Source organism: Actinomadura sp. NPDC048394 (genome assembly GCF_040651755.1).
In the GTDB taxonomy this organism is placed as follows: domain Bacteria; phylum Actinomycetota; class Actinomycetes; order Streptosporangiales; family Streptosporangiaceae; genus Spirillospora; species Spirillospora montaniterrae.
In genome coordinates this window covers 58,589-78,189 of record NZ_JBEZJL010000010.1, presented here as the reverse complement: position 1 = coordinate 78,189, position 19,601 = coordinate 58,589, and the positions used below count along the sequence as shown (strand labels likewise).

General features: G+C 74.0%; 21 protein-coding genes. 6 read left to right on the top strand and 15 right to left on the bottom strand.

The annotated features are described in order from the left end of the window. Window positions 1-22: 22 nt before the first annotated feature. Window positions 23-937: an NAD(P)-dependent oxidoreductase gene (locus AB0C78_RS09055; RefSeq protein WP_360744014.1), complete on the bottom strand. Its 915-nt coding sequence runs from the start codon at window positions 935-937 to the stop codon at window positions 23-25. Window positions 938-996: 59 nt separating this feature from the next. On the opposite strand from AB0C78_RS09055, the gene AB0C78_RS09050 reads away from it, so the two are divergent. After that, on the top strand, window positions 997-2,025 hold the full coding sequence (locus AB0C78_RS09050) for a hypothetical protein (protein ID WP_360744011.1): 1,029 nt from the start codon (window positions 997-999) through the stop codon (window positions 2,023-2,025). 7 nt (window positions 2,026-2,032) lie between these two features. Here the strand turns inward: AB0C78_RS09050 and AB0C78_RS09045 are convergent, their stop codons facing one another. The 10 genes from AB0C78_RS09045 to AB0C78_RS09000 all read right to left on the bottom strand — a co-directional run bounded on the left by AB0C78_RS09045 (window position 2,033) and on the right by AB0C78_RS09000 (window position 10,906). After that, complete coding sequence (locus AB0C78_RS09045; protein ID WP_360744008.1) at window positions 2,033-2,485, bottom strand: hypothetical protein; 453 nt, start codon at window positions 2,483-2,485, stop codon at window positions 2,033-2,035. A gap of 29 nt (window positions 2,486-2,514) precedes the next feature. Next, on the bottom strand, window positions 2,515-3,126 hold the full coding sequence (locus AB0C78_RS09040) for a TetR/AcrR family transcriptional regulator (protein ID WP_151541900.1): 612 nt from the start codon (window positions 3,124-3,126) through the stop codon (window positions 2,515-2,517). Window positions 3,127-3,259: 133 nt separating this feature from the next. Then, window positions 3,260-3,985 carry an enoyl-CoA hydratase-related protein gene (locus AB0C78_RS09035; protein ID WP_360744003.1) on the bottom strand — a complete coding sequence of 242 codons (726 nt, stop codon included), beginning with the start codon at window positions 3,983-3,985 and terminating at the stop codon, window positions 3,260-3,262. Further along, complete coding sequence (locus AB0C78_RS09030) at window positions 3,982-5,280, bottom strand: amidohydrolase family protein (RefSeq protein WP_360744000.1); 1,299 nt, start codon at window positions 5,278-5,280, stop codon at window positions 3,982-3,984. Before AB0C78_RS09030 ends, AB0C78_RS09035 begins: the two co-directional genes overlap by 4 nt. Before the next feature lie 10 nt (window positions 5,281-5,290). Then, entirely contained in the window at window positions 5,291-5,611 is a 321-nt protein-coding gene (locus tag AB0C78_RS09025) for a hypothetical protein (RefSeq protein WP_360743997.1), read from the bottom strand. Next, window positions 5,608-6,030, bottom strand: a complete 423-nt coding sequence (locus AB0C78_RS09020; protein ID WP_360743994.1) for a hypothetical protein — start codon at window positions 6,028-6,030, stop codon at window positions 5,608-5,610. The genes AB0C78_RS09025 and AB0C78_RS09020 overlap by 4 nt, the downstream gene beginning before the upstream one ends. Then, a complete protein-coding gene (locus AB0C78_RS09015) occupies window positions 6,027-6,734 on the bottom strand; it encodes an ABC transporter ATP-binding protein (RefSeq protein WP_360743991.1) in 708 nt (235 codons plus the stop codon). The genes AB0C78_RS09020 and AB0C78_RS09015 overlap by 4 nt, the downstream gene beginning before the upstream one ends. Then, window positions 6,731-7,441 (bottom strand): ABC transporter ATP-binding protein, encoded by a 711-nt coding sequence (locus AB0C78_RS09010; RefSeq protein WP_151541895.1) that lies wholly within the window; start codon window positions 7,439-7,441, stop codon window positions 6,731-6,733. Before AB0C78_RS09010 ends, AB0C78_RS09015 begins: the two co-directional genes overlap by 4 nt. Then, entirely contained in the window at window positions 7,422-9,533 is a 2,112-nt protein-coding gene (locus tag AB0C78_RS09005; RefSeq protein WP_360743987.1) for an ABC transporter permease, read from the bottom strand. The genes AB0C78_RS09010 and AB0C78_RS09005 overlap by 20 nt, the downstream gene beginning before the upstream one ends. Next, window positions 9,533-10,906, bottom strand: coding sequence for an ABC transporter substrate-binding protein (locus tag AB0C78_RS09000; RefSeq protein WP_360743984.1), 1,374 nt, complete (start codon window positions 10,904-10,906; stop codon window positions 9,533-9,535). The genes AB0C78_RS09005 and AB0C78_RS09000 overlap by 1 nt, the downstream gene beginning before the upstream one ends. Window positions 10,907-11,227: 321 nt before the next feature. Here AB0C78_RS09000 and AB0C78_RS08995 point away from each other — a divergent pair, with 321 nt between their 5' ends. Beyond that, complete coding sequence (locus tag AB0C78_RS08995; RefSeq protein WP_360743981.1) at window positions 11,228-11,794, top strand: carboxymuconolactone decarboxylase family protein; 567 nt, start codon at window positions 11,228-11,230, stop codon at window positions 11,792-11,794. A gap of 49 nt (window positions 11,795-11,843) precedes the next feature. On the opposite strand, the gene AB0C78_RS08990 is transcribed toward AB0C78_RS08995, so the two are convergent. Next, on the bottom strand, window positions 11,844-12,836 hold the full coding sequence (locus AB0C78_RS08990) for an NADPH:quinone oxidoreductase family protein (protein WP_360743978.1): 993 nt from the start codon (window positions 12,834-12,836) through the stop codon (window positions 11,844-11,846). 112 nt (window positions 12,837-12,948) lie between these two features. On the opposite strand from AB0C78_RS08990, the gene AB0C78_RS08985 reads away from it, so the two are divergent. Both AB0C78_RS08985 and AB0C78_RS08980 read left to right on the top strand, forming a co-directional pair. Beyond that, entirely contained in the window at window positions 12,949-13,626 is a 678-nt protein-coding gene (locus AB0C78_RS08985) for a TetR/AcrR family transcriptional regulator (RefSeq protein WP_360743975.1), read from the top strand. Between the two features lie 49 nt (window positions 13,627-13,675). Beyond that, window positions 13,676-14,503: an acyl-CoA thioesterase domain-containing protein gene (locus AB0C78_RS08980; RefSeq protein WP_360743971.1), complete on the top strand. Its 828-nt coding sequence runs from the start codon at window positions 13,676-13,678 to the stop codon at window positions 14,501-14,503. A gap of 7 nt (window positions 14,504-14,510) precedes the next feature. On the opposite strand, the gene meaB is transcribed toward AB0C78_RS08980, so the two are convergent. The 3 genes from meaB to AB0C78_RS08965 are packed head-to-tail and all read right to left on the bottom strand — an operon-like array spanning window position 14,511 to window position 18,022. Beyond that, the gene (meaB, locus tag AB0C78_RS08975; RefSeq protein WP_360743968.1) at window positions 14,511-15,389 is read right to left on the bottom strand and encodes a methylmalonyl Co-A mutase-associated GTPase MeaB; all 879 of its coding nucleotides are present in this window, start codon (window positions 15,387-15,389) and stop codon (window positions 14,511-14,513) included. A 19-nt stretch (window positions 15,390-15,408) separates the two neighbouring features. Then, on the bottom strand, window positions 15,409-16,563 hold the full coding sequence (locus AB0C78_RS08970; protein WP_360743965.1) for a thiolase family protein: 1,155 nt from the start codon (window positions 16,561-16,563) through the stop codon (window positions 15,409-15,411). Next, window positions 16,556-18,022, bottom strand: a complete 1,467-nt coding sequence (locus tag AB0C78_RS08965; protein WP_360743962.1) for a fatty acid--CoA ligase family protein — start codon at window positions 18,020-18,022, stop codon at window positions 16,556-16,558. The genes AB0C78_RS08970 and AB0C78_RS08965 overlap by 8 nt, the downstream gene beginning before the upstream one ends. 53 nt (window positions 18,023-18,075) lie before the next feature. On the opposite strand from AB0C78_RS08965, the gene AB0C78_RS08960 reads away from it, so the two are divergent. Continuing rightward, window positions 18,076-18,843: an SDR family NAD(P)-dependent oxidoreductase gene (locus AB0C78_RS08960; protein WP_360743958.1), complete on the top strand. Its 768-nt coding sequence runs from the start codon at window positions 18,076-18,078 to the stop codon at window positions 18,841-18,843. Continuing rightward, window positions 18,840-19,583 (top strand): SDR family NAD(P)-dependent oxidoreductase, encoded by a 744-nt coding sequence (locus AB0C78_RS08955; RefSeq protein WP_360743955.1) that lies wholly within the window; start codon window positions 18,840-18,842, stop codon window positions 19,581-19,583. The genes AB0C78_RS08960 and AB0C78_RS08955 overlap by 4 nt, the downstream gene beginning before the upstream one ends. The last annotated feature ends 18 nt before the right edge of the window (window positions 19,584-19,601 follow it).

Below are 19,601 nucleotides of genomic sequence, written 5' to 3'. Positions count from 1 at the left end.
GATCGCCGTTCCGGCGGCCGCGTCAGGGGCCGCCGGTCTCCAGCACGCCGTCCAGCACGGCGTCCAGCGCACCGATGGCGCCGTCCAGGGCGCCGAGGTCGCCGCCGAGCTCGGCCGCGACCGACCGCACGACGTCGACGTCCTTGGCGAGGAACCCGCTCACCGCCCGCGCGAACGCCGCGACGGAGCCCCTGCCCGCGACCCCCGCCAGCGCCCGGCTCGCGCCGCTCGCGTGCGGCAGCGCGCCGAGGAGCGCGGCCTCGTCCAGCCCCAGCCGGCCGCCGAGCCGGACGGCCTCGGCGATCAGCCCGATCTGCGCGGCGAACAGGGCGTTGTTCACCAGCTTCACGCTCTGCCCGGCGCCCAGCGGCCCGGCATGGACGACCGGGTCCCCGTAGGCGCGCAGCGCCGGCCGCGCCTTCGCCACGTCGCCGGCGGCGCCGCCCGCGAACAGCGTCAGCCGGCCGGCCGCGATGTCGTGCGGGCCGCCGCTGACCGGGCAGTCGACGACCCCGACGCCGTCGGGCGCGGCACGGTCGGCGACGGCCCTGGCCGTCGCGGGGCTGCCGGTGGTGTGCAGGACGGCGACGGACCCTTCCGGCATCCGGGCGAGCAGGTCGCCGCGGAGGCAGACGTCCCGGACCTGGCCGTCGTCGAAGACGCACACGATCACGGCGTCCGCGCCCTCCGCGACGTCGGCGGCGCGGGCGACGGCCCGCGCCCCCGCTGCTTCGAGCGCGGTGCGCGCACCGGCCGAGCGTCCCAGCACCCGGACCTCGTGGCCCGCGCCGACGAGCCGTTCCACCATGGGGCGTCCCATCCGCCCCGCGCCGACGAACCCGATGCGCATGCCTGCCTCCTCGCCGCTCCCCGGCCCCGCCGAGCGCCGCGGCCGGCCGTCGGCGACATTGACCGTCTCCAAGTGAGAGATTAACATTCTCTAAACAGAGAATTGGAGTCTCGCATGGGCATCCCACCCCTCGGCCGGCGGTCCTCGTGAAGCACCGCGTGGTCCAGTGGGCCACCGGGAACATCGGCACCCGCGCCCTCCGCGGCGTCATCGAGCATCCGGACCTGGACCTGGCGGGCGTGTACGTCCACTCGCCGGACAAGGCCGGGAAGGACGCCGGCGAGCTGTGCGGCCTCGCCCCGACCGGAGTCGCCGCCACGCACGACGCCGCCGAGATCGCGGCGCTCGGCGCCGACTGCGTGCTCTACATGCCGCGCGCCCTCGACGTCGGCGAGGTGTGCCGGCTGCTGGAGTCGGGCGCCAATGTCGTCACCACGCGCGGCGAGTTCCACCACCCCGGCAGCGTCCCGCCCGAGGTCCGCGAGCGGGTGGAGTCCGCCTGCGAGCGCGGCGGCACCTCGATCCACAGCACCGGAAGCAGCCCCGGCTTCATCAGCGAGGCCGTCCCGCTGACGCTCGCGTCCATCCAGCGGCGCCTCGACGCCCTGACGATCAGCGAGTACGCGGACCTCTCCCGGCGCGACTCGCCCGGCCTGCTGTTCGACGTGATGGGGTTCGGCAAGCCGCCCGCGGCGTTCGACGAGCGGCGGCTGTCCCACGGACGGGTCAGCTTCGGCCCTTCACTGCGGCTGGTCGCCGACGCGCTGTCGATGCCCCTCGATGCGCTGGAGGCGGACGGGGAGGTCGCCACCGCCCGCCGCACCGTCCGCATCGCCGCCGGCGAGCTGGAGGCGGGCACGGTCGCCGCGCAGCGGATCACGGTCTCCGGCATCCGCGGCGGCCGGGCGGTGCTGCGCTTCCGCGCCGTCTGGTACTGCACCACCGAGCTGGACCCGGCCTGGGACGTCCGCGCGACGGGCTGGCACGTCGCGGTCGACGGCGACGCCCCGCTCGACATCGACATGCGGTTCCCCGTGCCGATCGAGCGGATGGCGGCCGTGTCCCCCGCCTACACCGCCAACCGCGCCGTGAACGCGGTGCCCGCCGTCTGCGCGGCGGCGCCGGGGATCCGCACGACGGTCGACCTGCCGCACATCCTCGCCGTCCTCGGCTGATCCGGCGTCACGCGCCGACCGGCTCGTCCCGGCGGAAGAACTCGGTCGTCCCCGCGGCGTCGGCGGGGACGGCCGCGGCCGCCATCGCCTGGGCCTTGAACGCGCGCGCGGCGACGCTGAGCCGGTGCGGCAGCCACTCCCCCTCGCCCGCGGGGCCTGCCGTCTCCTCCACGGGACCGGTGCCGTCCCAGAGCGTGATCTCCACCGTCTCGTCCCGGGCCCTCGTCACCATCCGCCGGACGCGCGGGTCCGATCCGTACAGGCCGCCGCAGACCGCGATGGCCCGCGGGCGCGGGCCCCGGACGGGCGAGGAGAGGGCGCAGTGCAGGTCGGCGGGGCGGGCGCCGAGGATGCGCAGCGGGCGGGGGTCGGCGTGGTCGGCGGTGAGGACGGTGACGTCCCACCCGGCCGCGACGCGGTCGAACAGCCAGCCGCCCGCGCAGCGGACCGCGTCGGCCATGCTCGGCGCGACGACGAGGAGGCGGCTTCTCAGGGTGAGCCGGGGGGCGCAGCGAGCTGCCGGGCGAGCGAGTCGGTGTACTCCCTGAAGACCTCGGTCAGCGGAATCGAAGGGTCGAGCAGCCATGATGCCTCTATCCCGTTGAGAAAGGCGGCGATCTCCACGGCCTTGACGGCCGGATCCAGGTCGGTGCGGTACCGGCCGGAGCGCTGGCCTCGCCTGATGGTCTCGGCGATGGTCTCCACCGCGGCCCGGTGCCGGCCGAGGAACCGGTCGTGCAGCGGGGCGGCGGGGTCCAGGTTCTCCATCTGGAGGACCGCGAACATGCCGATCAGGTCCGGGGTCTCCTCGAAGCGCCGGGGGACCTGGCGCAACTGCGCGACGATGTCGTCCGACGTCCGGTCGGCCCTGGCGTCGTCGTGGGCGTCCCGGACGTCGAGCGCCGCGTTCAGCAGGTGCTCCTTGGACTCGAAGTGGTGCAGCAGGCCCGCGGGGCTGACCCCGGCCTCCCGGGCGATCTGGCCGAGCGTGATGCCGCGCCACCCGTAGGTGCGCAGCAGCCGCTGCGCCACCGCCAGGATGAGCTGCCTGCGGTCCTCGCCCTTGGCGAGGAGCGCGGCGTACGGCCGCTGATCGGTCACCGGACCCCCTCCGCAAAACCTACTGAAGGTACATTAGGTTGGTTGACCGCGTGTGACAAGGGTCACTCATCGGTAACCTGCGGGCCCGCCGCGCCGCCTCCCGCCCCTTGCTCTCCCCGCCCCGCCGGACGGGCTACTCGCCCGTCCAGACCGGGGGCCTGCGCTCGGCGAACGCGCGGGCGCCCTCCGCCGCGTCGGCGCTGCCGAAGACCTTCCCGACCTCCTCAGGGTCGGCCCACCGCCGCTCGCGCATCAGCCGCTTGGTCAAGGCCACCCCGAGCGGACCGTTCGCGGCGATCCGGGCGGCCAACGCCAGCGCCTCCGCCCGCACCCGGTCCGCCGGGACGACCCGGTTCACCAGCCCGATCTCACGGGCACGGGCGGCGGTGACCGGGTCGCCGGTCAAGCCCATCTCCAGGGCGACGGCCATCGGCACCCGGCCGGACAGCGTCGTCCCGCCGCCCGCCGCGAACAGGCCCCGCTTCACCTCGGCGAGCCCGAGCTCGGCCTCCTCGGCGGCGACGACCAGGTCGCAGGCCAGCAGCAGCTCGAAGCCGCCGGCGAGCGCGGGGCCGTTCAGCGCCGCGACGACCGGGGTGGCGACGCCCTCGCGGAAGAACCAGACCAGGCCGGTGAAGTCGCCGCCCGCCGTGAAGGCCTTCAGGTCGAGGCCGGCGCAGAAGACCGGCCCCGCGCCCGTCAGGACGATCGCCCGGACGTCCCGGTCGGCGTCGGCGGCGCGCAGCACCGCCGACAGCTCGTCCATCAGTGCGGGGTTGAGGGCGTTGCGGACCTCCGGCCGGTTCAGCGTGACGACCAGGACGCCGCCGTCGCGCTCGGTCAGGACGAGATCGCTCATTCCGCCGCCGCCGCCGTCGCCGCGCGCGCCCGGGACCGGTAGGCCTCCAGCTTCTCCTCCGGCGCGATCAGCCGGGTGCTGCGCGACTGGATGGAGACGTCGTGGCCTTCGGCGGCCTTGCGCAGCGCGCCGACGGTGGCCTGCTCGCGCGGGACGTGCGCGAACGGGTCGAAGTTGTACCAGCGCATCGCGTTCTGGTGGGTCATCTTGTTGATGTCGTCGTCGGGCACTTCGCAGCGCTGGAGCACGTCGTGGAGTTCTTCGGGGGCGCCGGGCCACATCGAGTCGCTGTGCGGGTAGTCGGCCTCCCAGCAGATGTTGTCGATGCCGATGTCGTGCCGCAGCCGCACACCGAGAGGGTCGCTGATGAAGCAGGTGAGGAAGTGCTCGCGGAACACCTCGCTGGGCAGCTTGCCGCCGAAGTCCTGCAGCGTCCAGGTGGCGTGCATCTCGAAGGTCCGGTCGACGCGTTCCATGAAGTAGGGGATCCAGCCGGTGCCGCCCTCCGACAACGCGATCTTGATGTCGGGGAACTCCTTGATGACGCGCGACCACAGCAGGTCGGCGGCGGCCTGCACGATGTTCATCGGCTGCAGCGTGATCATCACGTCCGGCGGGGAGTCGACCGCCGGGATCGACAGCCGCCCCGACGAGCCGATGTGCACGTTCAGGATCGTGCCGGTGTCCACCAGGGCCTGCCACAGCGGGTCCCAGTGGTCGCTGTGGAAGCTGGGGTAGCCCATCGCGGCCGGGTTCTCGCTGAAGGTCAGCGAATGGCAGCCCTTGGCCGCCACCCGGCGGACCTCGTCGGCGCACAGCTGCGGGTCCCAGATCACCGGCAGCGCCATCGGGATGAACCGCCCCGGATGCGCCCCGCACCACTCGTCGATGTGCCAGTCGTTGTACGCCCGCACCAGCGCGAGGGAGAAGTCGGAGTCCTCGGTGGCGAACAACCGCGCCGCGAACCCCGGGAACGACGGGAAGTTCATCGACGCCAGGATCCCCCCGGCGTTCATGTCCTTCACGCGCTCGTTCACGTCGTAACAGCCGGGCCGGATCTCGTCCAGGCCCTGCGGTTCGAGCCCGTACTCCTCCTTCGGGCGGCCGGCGACCGCGTTGAGCGCGGCGTTCGGGATGACGGTGTCGCGGAACTTCCAGACGTCGCTGCCGTCCTCGCGGTGGACGAGCTGGGGCGCGTCGTCCTGGTACTTCTTCGGCAGGTGGTTCACGAACATGTCGGGCGGTTCGATGATGTGGTCGTCGACGCTGATGAGGATCATGTCGTCGCGCTTCATGGCGTTCCCTTCAGTCGGAGGCGGGCAGGGGCTTGGCCGTCTTGAGGGTCATCGGGACGCCCCCGCAGGTGAGCTCGCCCGTTCCGGAGCGGGTGCACAGCAGTTCGAGGGTCCCGGCCCCGTCCACGTAGCGCTTGCCGATGAGCGTCGCGGCCTCGCCTCCGCCGGGCTTCGCGGGCGCGGCGTCCCCCTGGGCGGAGGCGGGCACCATCGGGCTCCCGCCGCAGGCGATCTCCGGCGCGCCCCCGGCGGGGGCGCGCACGACGATCACGCGCGTGTCGCAGACGGTGCTGGCGAGCTGGTCACCGGTGCGCGGTGCCGGTGCGTTCATTTGCGGGCGTCCCTTTCGAGCAGGCGGTCGGCGAGCTGGGCGATGTCGTAGGACTGCCGGGCCATCCAGAAGCGCAGGAACCCGGTCAGCGAGTAGCGCAGGAACAGCGCCGATCCGGCGACGGCGGCGGTGACCCCGCCGAGGCCGAGCGTGATGGCGTCCCGCTGCACGAGCGGGTCGCGGGTGCCGTGCGAGAGCGCGTAGGCCGCCACGGCGAGCGCCGCGCCGGCGACCATCAGCAGCGCGCCGGCGCGCAGCCACAGCGAGGCCCGCCCGGCGGCCGGGTCGGGGATCTTCAGCTCCGCCAGCTCCTCGGCGAAGCGGTCCGCGCGCGTCCGCGCGGCGGGCGCGTCCGCGTGCGCGCCGGGCCGCTCCTCCTCGCGGCTCGGCTCGGTGGACGTCGTCTCGGTCGGGCTCATGTGGGACTCCCCAGGTAGAGGGCGGAAAGTTCGGCGCGCAGCCCGTCGTCGGGGCGGCCCCGCCGTTCGATCCGGCCGCGCACCAGCACGGCCGCGTGGTCGGCGATCCCGAACACGGCGGAGGCGAACTGCTCGACGACCAGCACGGCCACCCCCTGCCGGGCGATCTCGGCGACCTGCTCGTACAGCCGGCCGACGACCAGCGGCGCCAGCCCCATGGACAGCTCGTCCAGCAGCAGCACGGCGGGGTCGGTGGCGAGGCCGCGGGCGAGGGCGAGCATCTGCTGCTCGCCGCCGGACAGGGTCCCGGCGGTCTGCGAGGCGCGCTTGGCGAGGACGGGGAACCGCGTGAACGCGACCTCCTCGATCTCCGCGCGGGTGCGGCCCGTGAAGGTCATCATCAGCAGGTTGTCGCGCACCGACAGGTTGGGGAACACGCCGCGCCCCTCGGGGATCAGGCAGACCCCGGCGCGGGCCAGGTCGCGCGGGCGGGCCCCGGTCACGTCCCGGCCGCCGAGCAGCAGCCGCCCCGACTCGGCCAGATGGACGCCCGCGGCGACGCGGAGCGTGGTGGTCTTGCCGGCCCCGTTCGGGCCGAGCAGCGCCACCACCTCCCCCGCGGCCACGCTGAGGCCGACCCCGTGCAGCACGGTGATCCGCCCGTGGGCGGCGCGCACGTCCCGCAGCTCGAACAGGGCGCTCATGGTTCCCCCAGGTAGGCGGCGAGGACGGTCTCGTCGTTGCGGATCACCTCGGGCGGCCCGGCCGCGATGACCTTCCCGAGGTCGAGCACGTGCACCTCGTCGCACACGCTCATGACCAGCCCCATGTCGTGCTCCACCAGGACGACGGCGGTCCCGTCCCGGGCGAGCGAGCGCAGCAGCGCCGCGAACCGCTCGGTCTCGGCGGCGTCCTGCCCGGCCGCGGGCTCGTCCAGCAGCAGCAGCGCGGGCCGCACGGCCAGCGCGCGGCCCACCTCGACCAGGCGGGCGACGCCGGTGGGCAGCGCGTCGGCCGGCTGGTCGGCGACCCCGGCCAGCCCGAGCCGGTCGACGACCTCGTCGACCGCGCGGGCGGCGCGGCGCCGCTCGGGTCCCAGCTCCGCGGCGACCAGCAGGTTGTCGCGGACGCTGAGCCGGCCGAACAGCTCCAGCCGCTGGAACGTCCGCGCGAGGCCGCGCCGGGCGCGCCGCGCGGGGCCCATCCGGGTGACGTCCCGGCCGTCGAGCAGGACGCGTCCCGACGAGGGCCGGCGCAGCCCGGACACCACGTCGAACAGGGTGCTCTTGCCCGCGCCGTTCGGCCCGATCAGGCCGGTGACGCGGCCCCGTTCCGCGGCGATGCCGACGCCGTCCAGCGCGCGGTTCCCGCCGTAGGCGACCGTCACGCCCTCAACCTCGAGCGATGCCACGGGCCAGCACCTCCCCGTCCTCGGCGCGCCAGGGACGCCGCACGCCCCACCACTCGACCGGGACCTCGGGCTCGGCCGGCGCGTTCCGCCGCGCCGCCGCCCAGGCGCGCAGCGCCGACGCCACGGCCGCCAGCCCGATGAGCAGGACCCAGCCGTTGACCGCGTCCGCGATCCGCAGCGCCCACGCCAGCGCGACGGCGCCCAGCAGGGCGGGCAGGACGAGCCGGTCCCGCGCGACCGGCTCCCATTCGCGCCGGAGCCGGACCACGATGCCGTCGGGGCTCTGCCCGAGGCCCATGCCGGCGAGCGCGGGCAGGATCGCGACGAGGTTCTGGGTCCAGGACGCCAGGCCGAGCAGGATGTTCGGCCCGATGTACGCCGTCCCCGCGAACAGCCCGTTGCCGACGCAGCCGAGACCGCCGATCACCGCGATCAGGAAGATCGGCAGCCCCGCCACCAGGCTGAACTGGTCGGCCGTGATCGTGCGCAGCTGCATGCCGTAGAGCGCGCCGCCGAGCCCGGCGATCCCGGCCGCCAGCGCGAACACCGCCACCCGGGCGACCAGCAGGTTGCCGCCCAGGGTGGCGTAGGCGGCCTCGCTGTCGCGCAGCGCGATCAGCCGCCGCCCGAACCGGCCGCGGCGCAGCGCCGCCACGCCGAGCGAGACCAGGGCGAGGCAGACCGCGGAGAACACCATCAGCCCGCGCTCGCCGTCCACCCGCAGGCCGAACAGCGACGGGCCGGACACCTCCAGCGACCCCTGCTCGAACAGCGAGATCCGCACCCCCAGCACGTCGAAGGACGGCAGGGTGAAGATCCACCGGTCGAGGACGACCGTGAAGGCCGCCGTGCCGAGCGCCAGGTACACCCCGGACAGGCGCAGCGCGGGCAGCGCGATCACCGCGCCGGCCAGCGCCGCGACCAGCACGGCGACCGGCAGCGCCCACGGCTGCCCGTGCGCGCCGAGGTGCGCCCAGACGACCGCGCCGATCCCCGCCATGCTGAGCTGGCACAGCGAGATCTGCCCCGCGTACCCGGCCAGCGGCACGTACGACAGCGCCACCATGCCGAGCGGCAGCAGCGGCCCGAGGGTGATGAGGTCCTTGCCCTGCAGCACGGTCGCCATCGCCACGCCGGCCACGACGACCGACGCGGCGAACACCAGCGCCCCGCGCATCGACGGCAGCGGCACCGGCGCGAGCCGCCGGTCCCGGCCGCGCAGCCGGCGGTGCGGGAACAGCAGCAGCGCGGCGAACAGCAGCAGCGCGGGCGCGGCCAGCCGCAGCCCGGGCAGGTAGTCGTTCTGCGGCAGGTAGCCGGTCAGGTAGCTCTCCATGCAGCCGACGACGACCGCGCCGAGGAAGGTCAGCGGCAGGCTCCGCAGCCGCCCGAAGATCGCCGCGGTGTAGGCGCTGACGATCAGCAGCGAGAGCTGCTGGGCGTCCAGCGCGACCGACGGCGCGATGAGGATGCCGCCGACCGCGGCGAGCTGCGTGCCGAGGACCCAGGCCACCCGGTTCGCGCGCAGCGGGTCGGCGCCCGTGAGCCCGGCCAGGGCCCGGTCGTCCACGGTGGCGCGCATCTCGGCGCCGGTGCGGGTCCGGTTCAGCAGCGCCCACAGGCCCGCCGCGACCGCCACCGCGACGACCATGGTGATCGCCTGGTGCCAGGTGACCGTGACCGGGCCCGCGCGGAACGGCGTCCGGCCGGCGAAGAACGTCGGCAGCGGCCGCGCCACGTTCGGGTCCCAGATCCACCGGGCGCCGGCGATGAGGCCGCTCAGCAGCGCGACCATCATCACCATCCGCTCCGCCTCGCCCAGGTGCTGGACGGGGCGCAGCAGGACCCGTTCGACCAGCAGCCCGAAGCCGGGGGCGAGCACGAGCAGCACCACGGCCAGGGCGAGCGGGACGGGCCAGCCCCAGCCGACGGTGAGCTGCCAGTAGCAGAACGCGGCCAGCATCCCCGCGGCGCCGTGGGCGAAGTTGAACACGCCGGTCGTGACGTACGTGAGCACGAGTCCGCTGCTGATGACCGCGTAGATGGCGGCGGTGCTCAGCCCGACGATCCCGAAGGCGAGGAACTGCTCCATTACTTCAGGTCGTTCATGCTCTTGCCGACGTCGGCGAGCGTCATCGGCTTACCGTAGGTGCCGGTGTACTTGTACTTGGCCTCGCCGCAGCGGTAGGAGCCGTTGTTGGGCTTGAAGTCGGCGGGCTTCCAGCCGTCCGGGGTGGCCTTCTCGGCGTTGAAGCAGTCCAGCGGCGCGTCGCTCTTGGAGAGGTCGAGCGGGGCCTGGAGCCCGCCGGCGGTCCACGCGGTCTCCTTCCGGGCGGCGTCGTAGAGGCACTTGCGCGTGAGGTCGTCCCCGCAGGAGGCCGCCGACTTGGCGAACAGCAGCCATGCCGAGAAGCTGCGCATTCCGACGCTCGTGAGGTCCGAGGCGGAGGCGTACTTCGCGTACAGCTCCTGGATCTTCTTGGTCGCCGGGTTGTCCGACGCGGTCTCGAGCGGGTGCAGGCCGCTGAGGTCGGCGTAGTTGTTCTGGAACTTCAGGGACGGGCCCGCCAGCTTGATGAACTGGGGAAGGTAGGCGTTGTTGTTCGCGTCGATCCAGTCGAGCTTGTAATTGATGCTCGTGAGGATCTGCTCGAGCTTGGAGAGGCTCGTCCAGTCGCCGTAGAAGACGAGGCCCTTGACGCCCTTGCTCTTGATGGACTGCGCGTAGGGGGTCCAGTCCGAGACGCCCTGCGCCGGGTAGAGGTCGTTGTAGGCGACGTTCCCGCCCAGCGACTTGAGGGACTCCTGCGCCTGGGCGGCGCCGACCTTGGTGACCGGCGAGTCGCCCGCGATGATGCCGACGGCCCCCTTGGAGCCGGGGTAGGCCTCCTTCATCAGCCACCCCCAGTAGCCCTGGTAGCGGGCGTAGGACGCGCCGCCGGTCTGGGAGAACTGCAGGTCCGACCCGCTGTTCGGGACCATCACGACCTGGGCCGGGAAGTCGGGCAGCAGGCAGGAGAGCCGGTCCTTGGTGCCGAGGCCGTCGAGCGCGGCGCTGCCGCCGGCGAGCGCGAAGTCCTGCTTGCAGGACTCCAGCATCCGCTGCCGGACCTCCATCATCTTGGTGTCCCGGATGTGCGGGACGATCTTGCGGCCCTTGATGCCGCCCAGGTCGTTGCACCACGAGGTGAACACCTTCGCGGAGTTCAGCAGCTCCGGGTTCTTGGTGAACCCGACGTCGCTGAAGACGCCGACGTCGATCGAATCCTTGGTGACGCCCTGGGCGGGCGCCTTGGTCGGACTGCCGGGCCCGCACACGTCCTTCAGGTCGCCGAAGTCGGCCGAGACGGCCTGCTTCGGCGCCCCCGCCCCGCTCGGCTCCTCCTTGTCGCCGCCGCTGCGGCCGCAACCGGCCGCCAGCAGGGCGACCGCCGCGAGGGCGGCGACGGGCGTCAGCGTTTTCACAGGCTTCCTCCTCGGTGATGTCCCCCGAGCGTCTTGGCGGAGTGGATGAGCGCCGACCCTCTGGCGTCCTCTTGCTGCAAGGAAACTAGCTTCTCCTATGACGAGAATCAAGGATTCATATTCGCTCAACCCAATGATCAGAGCCTGGTCGGGCGGGCTCACCCCGCCGTCCGCCCGGTTCCGCACCGCTCGGAGACCGCCGGAGACCGCCCCGCCGGCGCCCCGCGGCACCGCCCGGCGCTGTTGACCGCGGGCTCGCGATCATGCGAACCTACGGTCAAGCTGCGAGAATCTGATTCTCGCCAACGAGAGGGAGGGTCCATGCGCGTGCCGCCGCTGCCGGGCGACCAGTGGAGCGACCAGGAGCGCGCGGCACTGGCCGTCCTGCTGCCCGAGCACCGCCTCAACCCGCGCGGCGCGGGAAACGCCCTGGCCACGCTCGTGCGCCACCCGCGGCTGGTGCGGAGGTTCCTCCCCTTCAGCGGGTACATGATGATGCGCTCGACGCTGCCCGCCCGGCTCCGCGAACTCGCGGTCCTGCGGGTCGCGCGGCTGCGCGACTGCGTCTACGAGTGGACCGAGCACGTGAAGCTCGGCGCGCTGGTCGGGCTGTCCGAGGAGGAGATCGAGGCGGCCGGGCGCGGCGAGGCCGCGGACGAGCTGGACGCGGCGGTCCTGCGCGCGGTCGACGAGCTCGAACGCGACTACACCATCTCCGACCGGACCTGGGCCGCGCTCGGCGAGCACCTGGACGAGCGGCAGCTCATCGACCTGGTGTTCACGGTCGGCACCTACGGCATGCTCGCGAGCGCCTTCAACACCTTCGGCGTCGAGCCCGACGAACCCGGCCTGCCCAGCGAGTTCGAGCGGCCGGGCGGGGACGGCTGAGCCGCCGCGCCCGGCCCCGCGCTCAACCCCGCTCCACGTTCGGGACGCCTCAAGCGCCTGGGGCGTCCGGGGTGTCCGGGTCCGCGGGGACGATCAGGACCTTGCCGGCCGAGCTGCGCCCCGCGACGGCGGCGAGCGCGCCGGCCGCGTCCTCCAGCCGGTACACGGCGTGGATGTGCGGCTTCAGCTCGCCGGTCAGGAAGAGCCGGGCCAGCTCGGCGCGGCCGCGCACGAGCGCGTCCCGCTCGTGCCTGGCCCAGCCGCCGAACTCGAAGCCGCGCACGCTGATCCCTTTGAGCATCACCAGGTTGAGCGGTATGCGCGGGATCTCGCCGCCGGCGAAGCCGACCGTCACGTAGCGGCCGCCCCAGCGCAGCGCGCGGAGCGCGGGCTCGGCGTGGTCGCCGCCGACCGGGTCGAGCACGACGTCGGCGCCGCCCGCGCCGGCCAACCGCCGCTTGAGGTCGTCGTAGGGCAGGGCGATGTCGGCGCCCTCCTCCAGGCACAGGCCGCGTTTCCGCTCGGACGACGCGACCGCGACGACGCGCGCGCCGAGCAGCCGTCCGAGCTGGACGGCGGCCAGGCCGACGCCGCCGGCGGCACCCAGAACGGCCAGCGTCTCCCCCGCGCGCAGTTCCGCGACGAGCGTGAGCGCGTGGTAGGCGGTGGCGTAGGAGACGCCGGACGCCGCCGCGGCGCGCAGGTCGGCGCCGGGCGGCAGCGCGGTCAGGCTGGTCGCGGGCACCACCACGCGCTGGGCGAAGGCGCCCACGAACACCGAGCCGGACACGGCGTCGCCGGGGGCGAACCCCTCGACGTCCGGCCCGACCTCGGTGATCCGTCCCGCGAACTCGCTGCCCGGCGTGAACGGGACCGGGGCGGCGACCTGGTAGGCGCCCTGGACGACGAGGATGTCGGCGAAGTTCACCGCGGCGGCCCGCACCTCGACGACGACCTGACCGGGGCCGGCGACCGGCTCGGGGATCTCGTGCACCGCCAGGTCGTCCAGGGAACCGTGCACGGTGCAGCGCAAGGCTTTCACGGCGAAGAGAATAGCATTCTCGAAAATCTATAGTAAGCCTCTCGCAATCCTTGGCGGTCGGAGCGGCGAGACTGCAGGCACGGTCCCGGAATCGTGCAGTAAGGTTCTTGACATGGCACAGAAGACGGATCCGCCCGCGAGCGCACCGGCCGAGGAACCGGCCTGGAAGCAGCGCGCGGTCGAGCGCTCCACCAAGGCCGCCAAGCTCCGCGCCGAGCAGCGGGTGGAGCGCTTCCTCGACGCGGCGCAGGCGATCATCACGGAGAAGAACACCACCGACTTCACCGTGCAGGAGGTCGTGGACCGCTCGCGTCAGTCGCTGCGCAGCTTCTACCAGCATTTCGACGGCAAGCACGAGCTGCTCCTCGCCCTGTTCGAGGACGCGCTGCGCCGGTCGGCCGACCAGATCCGGGCCGCCGCGGCCGGGCAGGCCGACCCGCTGTCGCGGCTCAAGGTCGCGGTCGAGCTGCTGTTCGAGCTCTCCCGCCCGGACCCGTCCGCGCAGCGCCCGCTGTTCACCGACTTCGCGCCGCAGCTGCTGATCTCCCACCCGGCCGAGGTGAAGATCGCGCACGCGCCGCTGCTGGCCCTGTTCACCGAGCTGATGACCGAGGCCGAGGCCGCCGGGCAGCTCCGCGCGGAGGTCGCGCCGCGGCGGGCCGCCGCCCTGGTGATGCAGACGGTGATGTTCGTCGCCCAGTCGAACGGTGTCTCCGAGGACGAGAACGCCCACCCGCTCGAGGCCGGCGAGGTCTGGGACTTCTGCGCCCTGGGGGTCTCCCGCGGCTGATTCTGAGAATCCTATTCTCAGAATCAGAGAGCCTCACTATAGTCGGGGCATGCCCGATCTCTGGAGCGATCTCCTGGCGTGCCTCGACCTCACCGCGCCGCCTCCGGCCCGGCCCGCCGGCGGCGAGGGCGCATCCGTCGTGTTCGAGGGGTGCAACCAGCGGCTCGGTTACCACCGCCTGTTCGGCGGCCAGCTCCTCGCGCAGTTCGCCAGGGCGGCGGCGATCGCCTGCCCCGGCAAGGGCGTCAAGTCGCTGCACGCGCTGTTCCCGCGCGAGGGGCGCACCGACGAGCCCGTCCGCTACGAGGTGGAGCGCCACCGCGAGGGCGGCACCTTCGCGGTCCTGACGATCAGGGCGCTCCAGGGGGCCGGCGTCATCGCCACCGCCTCGGTGTCCCTGCACGCCGCCGAGGACGGGCCCGACCACCAGACGGTCGCGAAGGTGCCGCCCGTCCTCGGGCCCGAGCACCGGGTGGACATCGGCCTGCTCCCCTGGGAGACCCGCGCGTCCGCCGACCTGGACTCGGCCGCCTCGGGACCGCCCGAACTCGACCTGTGGATGCGGATCCCCGAGGCCGACCCGGACCACGCGCCCGCCCTCACCGCCTACGCGACGGACCTCAGCCTCATCGGGACGGCGCTGCGGCCCGTCGAGGGCGTCGGGCAGCGGGACGCCGGTACGGCGTTCACCTCCGCCGTCACCTCGCACACGCTCTGGTTCCACCGCCCGTTCCGCACCGGCGGCTGGCTCCTCCTCCGCCAGCACAGCCCGCTCCTCGCGCACGGCCGCTGCTTCGGCAGGGGCGACGTCCTCACCGAGGACGGCGCCCTGGTCGCCTCCTACGCGCAGGAGGCCCTGCTGCGCTTCCGCGGCTGATCCGCCGTCAGCCCGCCCGCCCGGGAGGAAGGCCGACGAGTTCCCGGGCGGCCGCGTACGGGTCGCGGCGGCCGGCGGCGACGTCGGCCGCCAGGTCCGCGAGGGCCGGGTGGGCGCGCAGGCGGCTCTGCGCCAGGGAGAGGATCTGGGCGCGGGCGCGCTCCGCCCGGCGGGCCGGATCGTCCGCCCGGGCGTGCGCCTCGACCGCCTCGACGAGCCGGTCCAGCCCCTCCCCCTTCGTCGCGACGAGGGTCAGGATCGGGGCGGCCGTCTCGGCGCGCAGGTCCCGGACGGTCCGCTCCGCGCCGTCGCGGTCGGCCTTGTTGACGACCAGGACGTCCGCGACCTCCAGCAGGCCGGCCTTCGCGGCCTGCACGGCGTCGCCCGCGCCGGGGGCGAGCACGACCACGACGGGGTCGGCGACGGCGGCGACCTCGATCTCCGACTGCCCGACGCCGACCGTCTCCACGATGACCGGGTCGTAGCCGAGCGCGGCCAGCACCCGGACCGCCGCGGGCACGGCCGTCGCCAGCCCGCCGAGATGCCCGCGGGCCGCCACCGAGCGGATGAGCACGCCGGGGTCGGCGGCGTGCGCGGACATCCGGATCCGGTCGCCGAGCAGCGCGCCGCCGCTGAACGGCGAGGACGGGTCGACGGCGAGCACCGCCACGCGGCGCCCGCCGTCCCGGTACGCGCCGACGAGCGCGGCGACCGTCGTCGACTTGCCGGCGCCGGGCGGTCCCGTCACGCCGACGACCCGCGCGGCGGCCGGTCCGAGGGCGTCGAGGACCTCCTCGCGGCGCGCGCCCTCGACCAGGGTGAGCAGCCGCCCGGCGGCCCGGACCGAACCGCCGCGCGCCTCGGCGACCAGCTCGGGGACGTTCACCGCGCCCCCGCACGCACGGTCACGGGGCCGGGACCTCGATGACCGTGGCCGAGCCCATGCCGCCGCCCGCGCACATCGCGGCGACGCCGATGCCGCCGCCGCGGCGCCGCAGCTCGTGCACCAGCGTGACCAGCATGCGGGCGCCGGTGGCGGCGACCGGGTGGCCGAGCGAGCAGCCGCTGCCGTTGACGTTCACCCGCTCCGGGTCGAGCCCGAGCATGCCGACCGTCGCGACGCACATCGACGCGAACGCCTCGTTGATCTCGAACACCTCGACGTCGTCGGGCTTGAGCCCGGCGCGCGCCAGCGCCTTCGGGATCGCCTTCGTCGGGGCGAGGCCGGTGATGGCGGGGTCGACGCCGACCGACGCCCACGACCGGACGGTGCCGAGCACGGGCAGGCCCTGCCGGGCGGCGAGCCCGTCACTGGCGACCACCAGGGCGGCCGCGCCGTCGTTGCTGCCGCAGGCGTTCCCGGCGGTGATGCTGAAGCCCTCGATCTCCGGGTGCAGCGGCTTGAGCGCGGCGAGCTTCTCCATGGACGTGTCGCGCCGCGGATGCTCGTCGACGGCGAACGTTCCGTGCGGCGTCTCGATGGGGACGATCTCGTCCTTGAACCGGCCCTCGTCGATGGCGCGGACCGCGTTGCGGTGCGAGCGCAGCGCCCACGCGTCCATCTCCTCGCGGGACACGCCCGCCTTGACGGCCGCGTTCCAGCCGACGGTGATGGACATGTCCAGGTTCGGGGCGTCCGGGCGGTCGGGGTGGGTGGGCGGGTTCCACGGGTCGACCCACTCGCCGCCGACGCGGAAGCGGGACTTCGGCGACGTGGAGGCCGAGTTCACGCCGCCGGCGATGACGAGCTCGTCCATGCCCGCGCGGATGCTCGCGGCGGCGTCCTGGACGGCGGCCTGCCCGGCGGCGCAGTGCCGGTTGCAGGCCTGCCCGGCGACCGAGGTGAGCCCGGCGGTGATCGCGGCGTGGCGGGCGAGGACGCCGCCGCCGTACAGGCCCTCGCCGAGGATCACGTCGTCGACCTGCTCGGGATCGAGACCCGAGGCGGCGGCGGAGACCACGTGGTGCGCCAGGTCGTAGGCGGTGGTGTCGCGCAGGGTCCCCTTGAAGGCGGTGCCCACGGGGGTGCGCAGGGCGGCGGTGATGACGGCTTCAGGCACGGGTGTTCTCCAACGTTGTGTCCATCTCGGCCAGCAGGACGCGGCGCAGCAGCTTTCCGGTGTCGGTCTTCGGGAGCTCGGCGCGGAAGACGACGTCGTCGGGCGTCTTGGAGGACCGCAGCCGCTCCCGGACCCAGCGCCTGATCTCCTCCGGCTCGCCCTCGCCGACGACGACCGCGACGAGGCGCTGCCCCCACTCGGGGTCGGGCACGCCGAGCACCGCCGCCTCGGCGATCCCGGGGTGCGCCAGCAGGACGTCCTCGATCTCGGCCGGTGCGATGTTCTCCCCGCCGCGGATGATGGTGTCGTCGGCGCGGCCCTCGATGAACAGGTAGCCGTCGGCGTCGAGGCGTCCGCGGTCCCGGGTGGCGAACCAGCCGCCGGCGTCGAGGGAGCTCTTCCCCCCGTACTCGCCGGAGATCTGCTCGCCTCGGACGAACACCAGCCCGGTCCGGCCCGCCTCCAGGGGCTCGCCGTCGTCGGAACGGATCTGGAACTCGACCCCGGGCAGCGCGCGGCCGACCGACCCGAGGCGCGCCCGGACCGCCGGGTCGGTCGCGGCGAGCGCCTCGCGGTGGTCGTCCGGGCCGAGGACGGCGATGGAGGACGCCGTCTCCGTCAGGCCGTAGGCGTTGACGAAACCCGTGTCCGGGAAGATCCGCAGCGCCCGTTCCAGCACGGGCAGCGGGGTCCGCGCGCCCCCGTAGGCGAGGTTGCGCAGCGTCGGCGTGCCGGCGTCGTCGCCCGTCACCTCAGCGACGATCCGCGCCAGCATCGTCGGCACGACCAGCGCGTTCGTGATGCGCTCGCGCCGGACGGTCTCCAGCCACTCCCCTGCGTCGAAGGCCGACATGTAGACCACCCGGCGGCCGGTGTAGAGGTTCGACAGCAGGTTCGCCAGGCCCGCGACGTGGTACGGCGGGACCGCGACGAGCGCGGCGTCCTCCTCCGCGGCGGAACCGAACTCCAGGGTGTTCAGCACGTAGGCGAGCAGGTGCCGGTGGCGCAGGACGGCCGACTTCGGCGCGGCCGTCGTCCCGCTGGTGTAGAGCAGGACCGCGACGGGGTCCGGGTCGTCCTCGGCCGCCGGCTCCGGGCCGGAGGCGGACGGGTCCTCGGACGCGGCCGCCTCGGTCTCCGCCATGAAGGAGTCGAGGTCGGCGGGCCGGAGCAGCAGCGCGCCGGGGTGCCGGGACCGCAGCTCGTCCAGCTGCCGCTCGCCGAGCCGGTAGTTGAGGGGGACGAAGGGCACGCCCGCCGCGGCGGCGCCGAACAGCGCGACCGGGTAGGCGAGGTGGTTCGCCGCCAGGTAGAGGACGGCGGGGTGGCGCCGGAACCGGTGGGCGGCAGCCCGGGCGAGGCGCAGCAGGCCGGCGGCGGTCAGCGAGCGGCCGTCCGCCGTCACCGCCGTCCGGTCGCCGGCCGAGGCCGCCATCTCCGCGATCATGGTGATGTTCATGAGAATGCTATTCTCTCTCATCAAGATTCCTACTTGCAAGAGAGGGTAACGCGATGCAGATCGAGGGCAGTTCCGCGATCGTCGTCGGCGGCGCCGGCGGGCTCGGCGAGGCCACCGTCCGCCGCCTCCACGCGGCCGGCGCGAAGGTGGTCGTCGCCGACCTCGCCGACGAGAAGGGCAAGGCGCTGGAGGACGAGCTCGGCGTCCGCTACGTGCGGACCGACGCCACCGACGAGGACTCCGTCCTCGCGGCGCTCGCCGAGGCGGAGGCGGCGGGACCGCTGCGCATCTCCGTGGACGCCCACGGCGGCCCGGCCAGCGGCGGCCGGCTCGTCGGCAAGGACGGCTCTCCCCTGGACCTCGCCGGCTTCCGCACGACCATCGAGGTGTACCTGACCGGCGTCTTCAACGTGATGCGCCTGGCCGCCGCCGCGATCGGGAAGCAGGAGCCCGCCTCGGAGGACGGCGCCCGCGGCGTCATCGTCAACACCGCCTCCATCGCCGCCTACGAGGGGCAGATCGGCCAGATCCCCTACGCGGCCGCCAAGGGCGGGGTCGTCGGCATGACCGTCGTCGCCGCGCGCGACCTGTCGCCGCTCGGCATCCGCGTCGTCACCATCGCGCCGGGGACGTTCCTGACCCCGGCCTACGGCAAGGCGGGCGACCAGCTGGAGGCGTACTGGGGGCCGCAGGTGCCGCACCCGAAGCGCATGGGCCGCACCCCGGAGTACGCCGCGCTCGTCCAGCACATCTGCGAGAACGACTACCTGAACGGCGAGGTCATCCGCCTCGACGGCGCGCTGCGGTTCCCGCCGAAGTGACCGGACCCCTCACCGGCAAGGTCGCGTTCGTCGCCGGCGCCAGCCGCGGCATCGGGCGGACGGTGGCGCTGGCGCTCGCGGAGGCGGGCGCCGGGGTCGCCGTCGCCGCGCGGTCCGAACGCGAGGGCCGGCTGCCCGGCACGATCCACTCGGTCGCCGGCCGGATCACCGCGGCGGGCGGCCGCGCCCTCGCCGTGCCCTGCGATGTCACCAGCGAGGACTCGGTCGCATCGGCGGTGGAGGCGACCGCCGGCGCGTTCGGCGGCATCGACATCCTGATCGCCAACGCCGGGGTGCTCTGGCTCGGCCCGGTCGAGTCGACGCCGCTGAACCGCTGGCAGCGGTGCCTCGACGTCAACCTGACCGGCGTCTTCCTGGTGACCAGGGCCGTCATCCCGCACATCAGGGCGCGCGGTGGCGGCTCCCTGGTGGCGGTGACGACGTCGGGGGTCGGGATGACCGACCGCGGCGCGAACGCCTACTGGGTCTCCAAGGCCGCCGTCGAACGCCTCTACCTCGGCCTGGCCGCCGACCTCAGGCCCGACAACATCGCGGTGAACTGCCTGGCGCCGTCCCGTGTCGTCATCACCGAAGGCTGGATCGCGGGAGGGGGCGGCACGGAGATCCCGGACGAGATGGTCGAGCCGCCGGAGGCCATGGGGAAGGCGGCGGTGCTGCTGGCCGCCCAAGACGCGCGCGGCATCACCGGAACCGTCCAGCGTTCGGAGTCGCTCCCCTGACCCTCCGGCGCACGCCGG

What these genes read in the sequence shown, in the direction of transcription:
- AB0C78_RS09055 (WP_360744014.1), bottom strand. Translation starts at nt 937, where the DNA reads ATGTTAATCTCTCACTTGGAGACGGTCAATGTCGCCGACGGCCGGCCG.
- AB0C78_RS08985 (WP_360743975.1), top strand. Translation starts at nt 12,949, where the DNA reads ATGGCACAGAAGACGGATCCGCCCGCGAGCGCACCGGCCGAGGAACCG.
- AB0C78_RS09025 (WP_360743997.1), bottom strand. Translation starts at nt 5,611, where the DNA reads ATGAACGCACCGGCACCGCGCACCGGTGACCAGCTCGCCAGCACCGTC.
- AB0C78_RS09015 (WP_360743991.1), bottom strand. Translation starts at nt 6,734, where the DNA reads ATGAGCGCCCTGTTCGAGCTGCGGGACGTGCGCGCCGCCCACGGGCGG.
- AB0C78_RS09005 (WP_360743987.1), bottom strand. Translation starts at nt 9,533, where the DNA reads ATGGAGCAGTTCCTCGCCTTCGGGATCGTCGGGCTGAGCACCGCCGCC.
- AB0C78_RS08965 (WP_360743962.1), bottom strand. Translation starts at nt 18,022, where the DNA reads ATGAACATCACCATGATCGCGGAGATGGCGGCCTCGGCCGGCGACCGG.
- AB0C78_RS08960 (WP_360743958.1), top strand. Translation starts at nt 18,076, where the DNA reads ATGCAGATCGAGGGCAGTTCCGCGATCGTCGTCGGCGGCGCCGGCGGG.
- AB0C78_RS08995 (WP_360743981.1), top strand. Translation starts at nt 11,228, where the DNA reads ATGCGCGTGCCGCCGCTGCCGGGCGACCAGTGGAGCGACCAGGAGCGC.
- AB0C78_RS09045 (WP_360744008.1), bottom strand. Translation starts at nt 2,485, where the DNA reads ATGGCCGACGCGGTCCGCTGCGCGGGCGGCTGGCTGTTCGACCGCGTC.
- AB0C78_RS08980 (WP_360743971.1), top strand. Translation starts at nt 13,676, where the DNA reads ATGCCCGATCTCTGGAGCGATCTCCTGGCGTGCCTCGACCTCACCGCG.
- AB0C78_RS09030 (WP_360744000.1), bottom strand. Translation starts at nt 5,280, where the DNA reads ATGAAGCGCGACGACATGATCCTCATCAGCGTCGACGACCACATCATC.
- AB0C78_RS09035 (WP_360744003.1), bottom strand. Translation starts at nt 3,985, where the DNA reads ATGAGCGATCTCGTCCTGACCGAGCGCGACGGCGGCGTCCTGGTCGTC.
- AB0C78_RS09020 (WP_360743994.1), bottom strand. Translation starts at nt 6,030, where the DNA reads ATGAGCCCGACCGAGACGACGTCCACCGAGCCGAGCCGCGAGGAGGAG.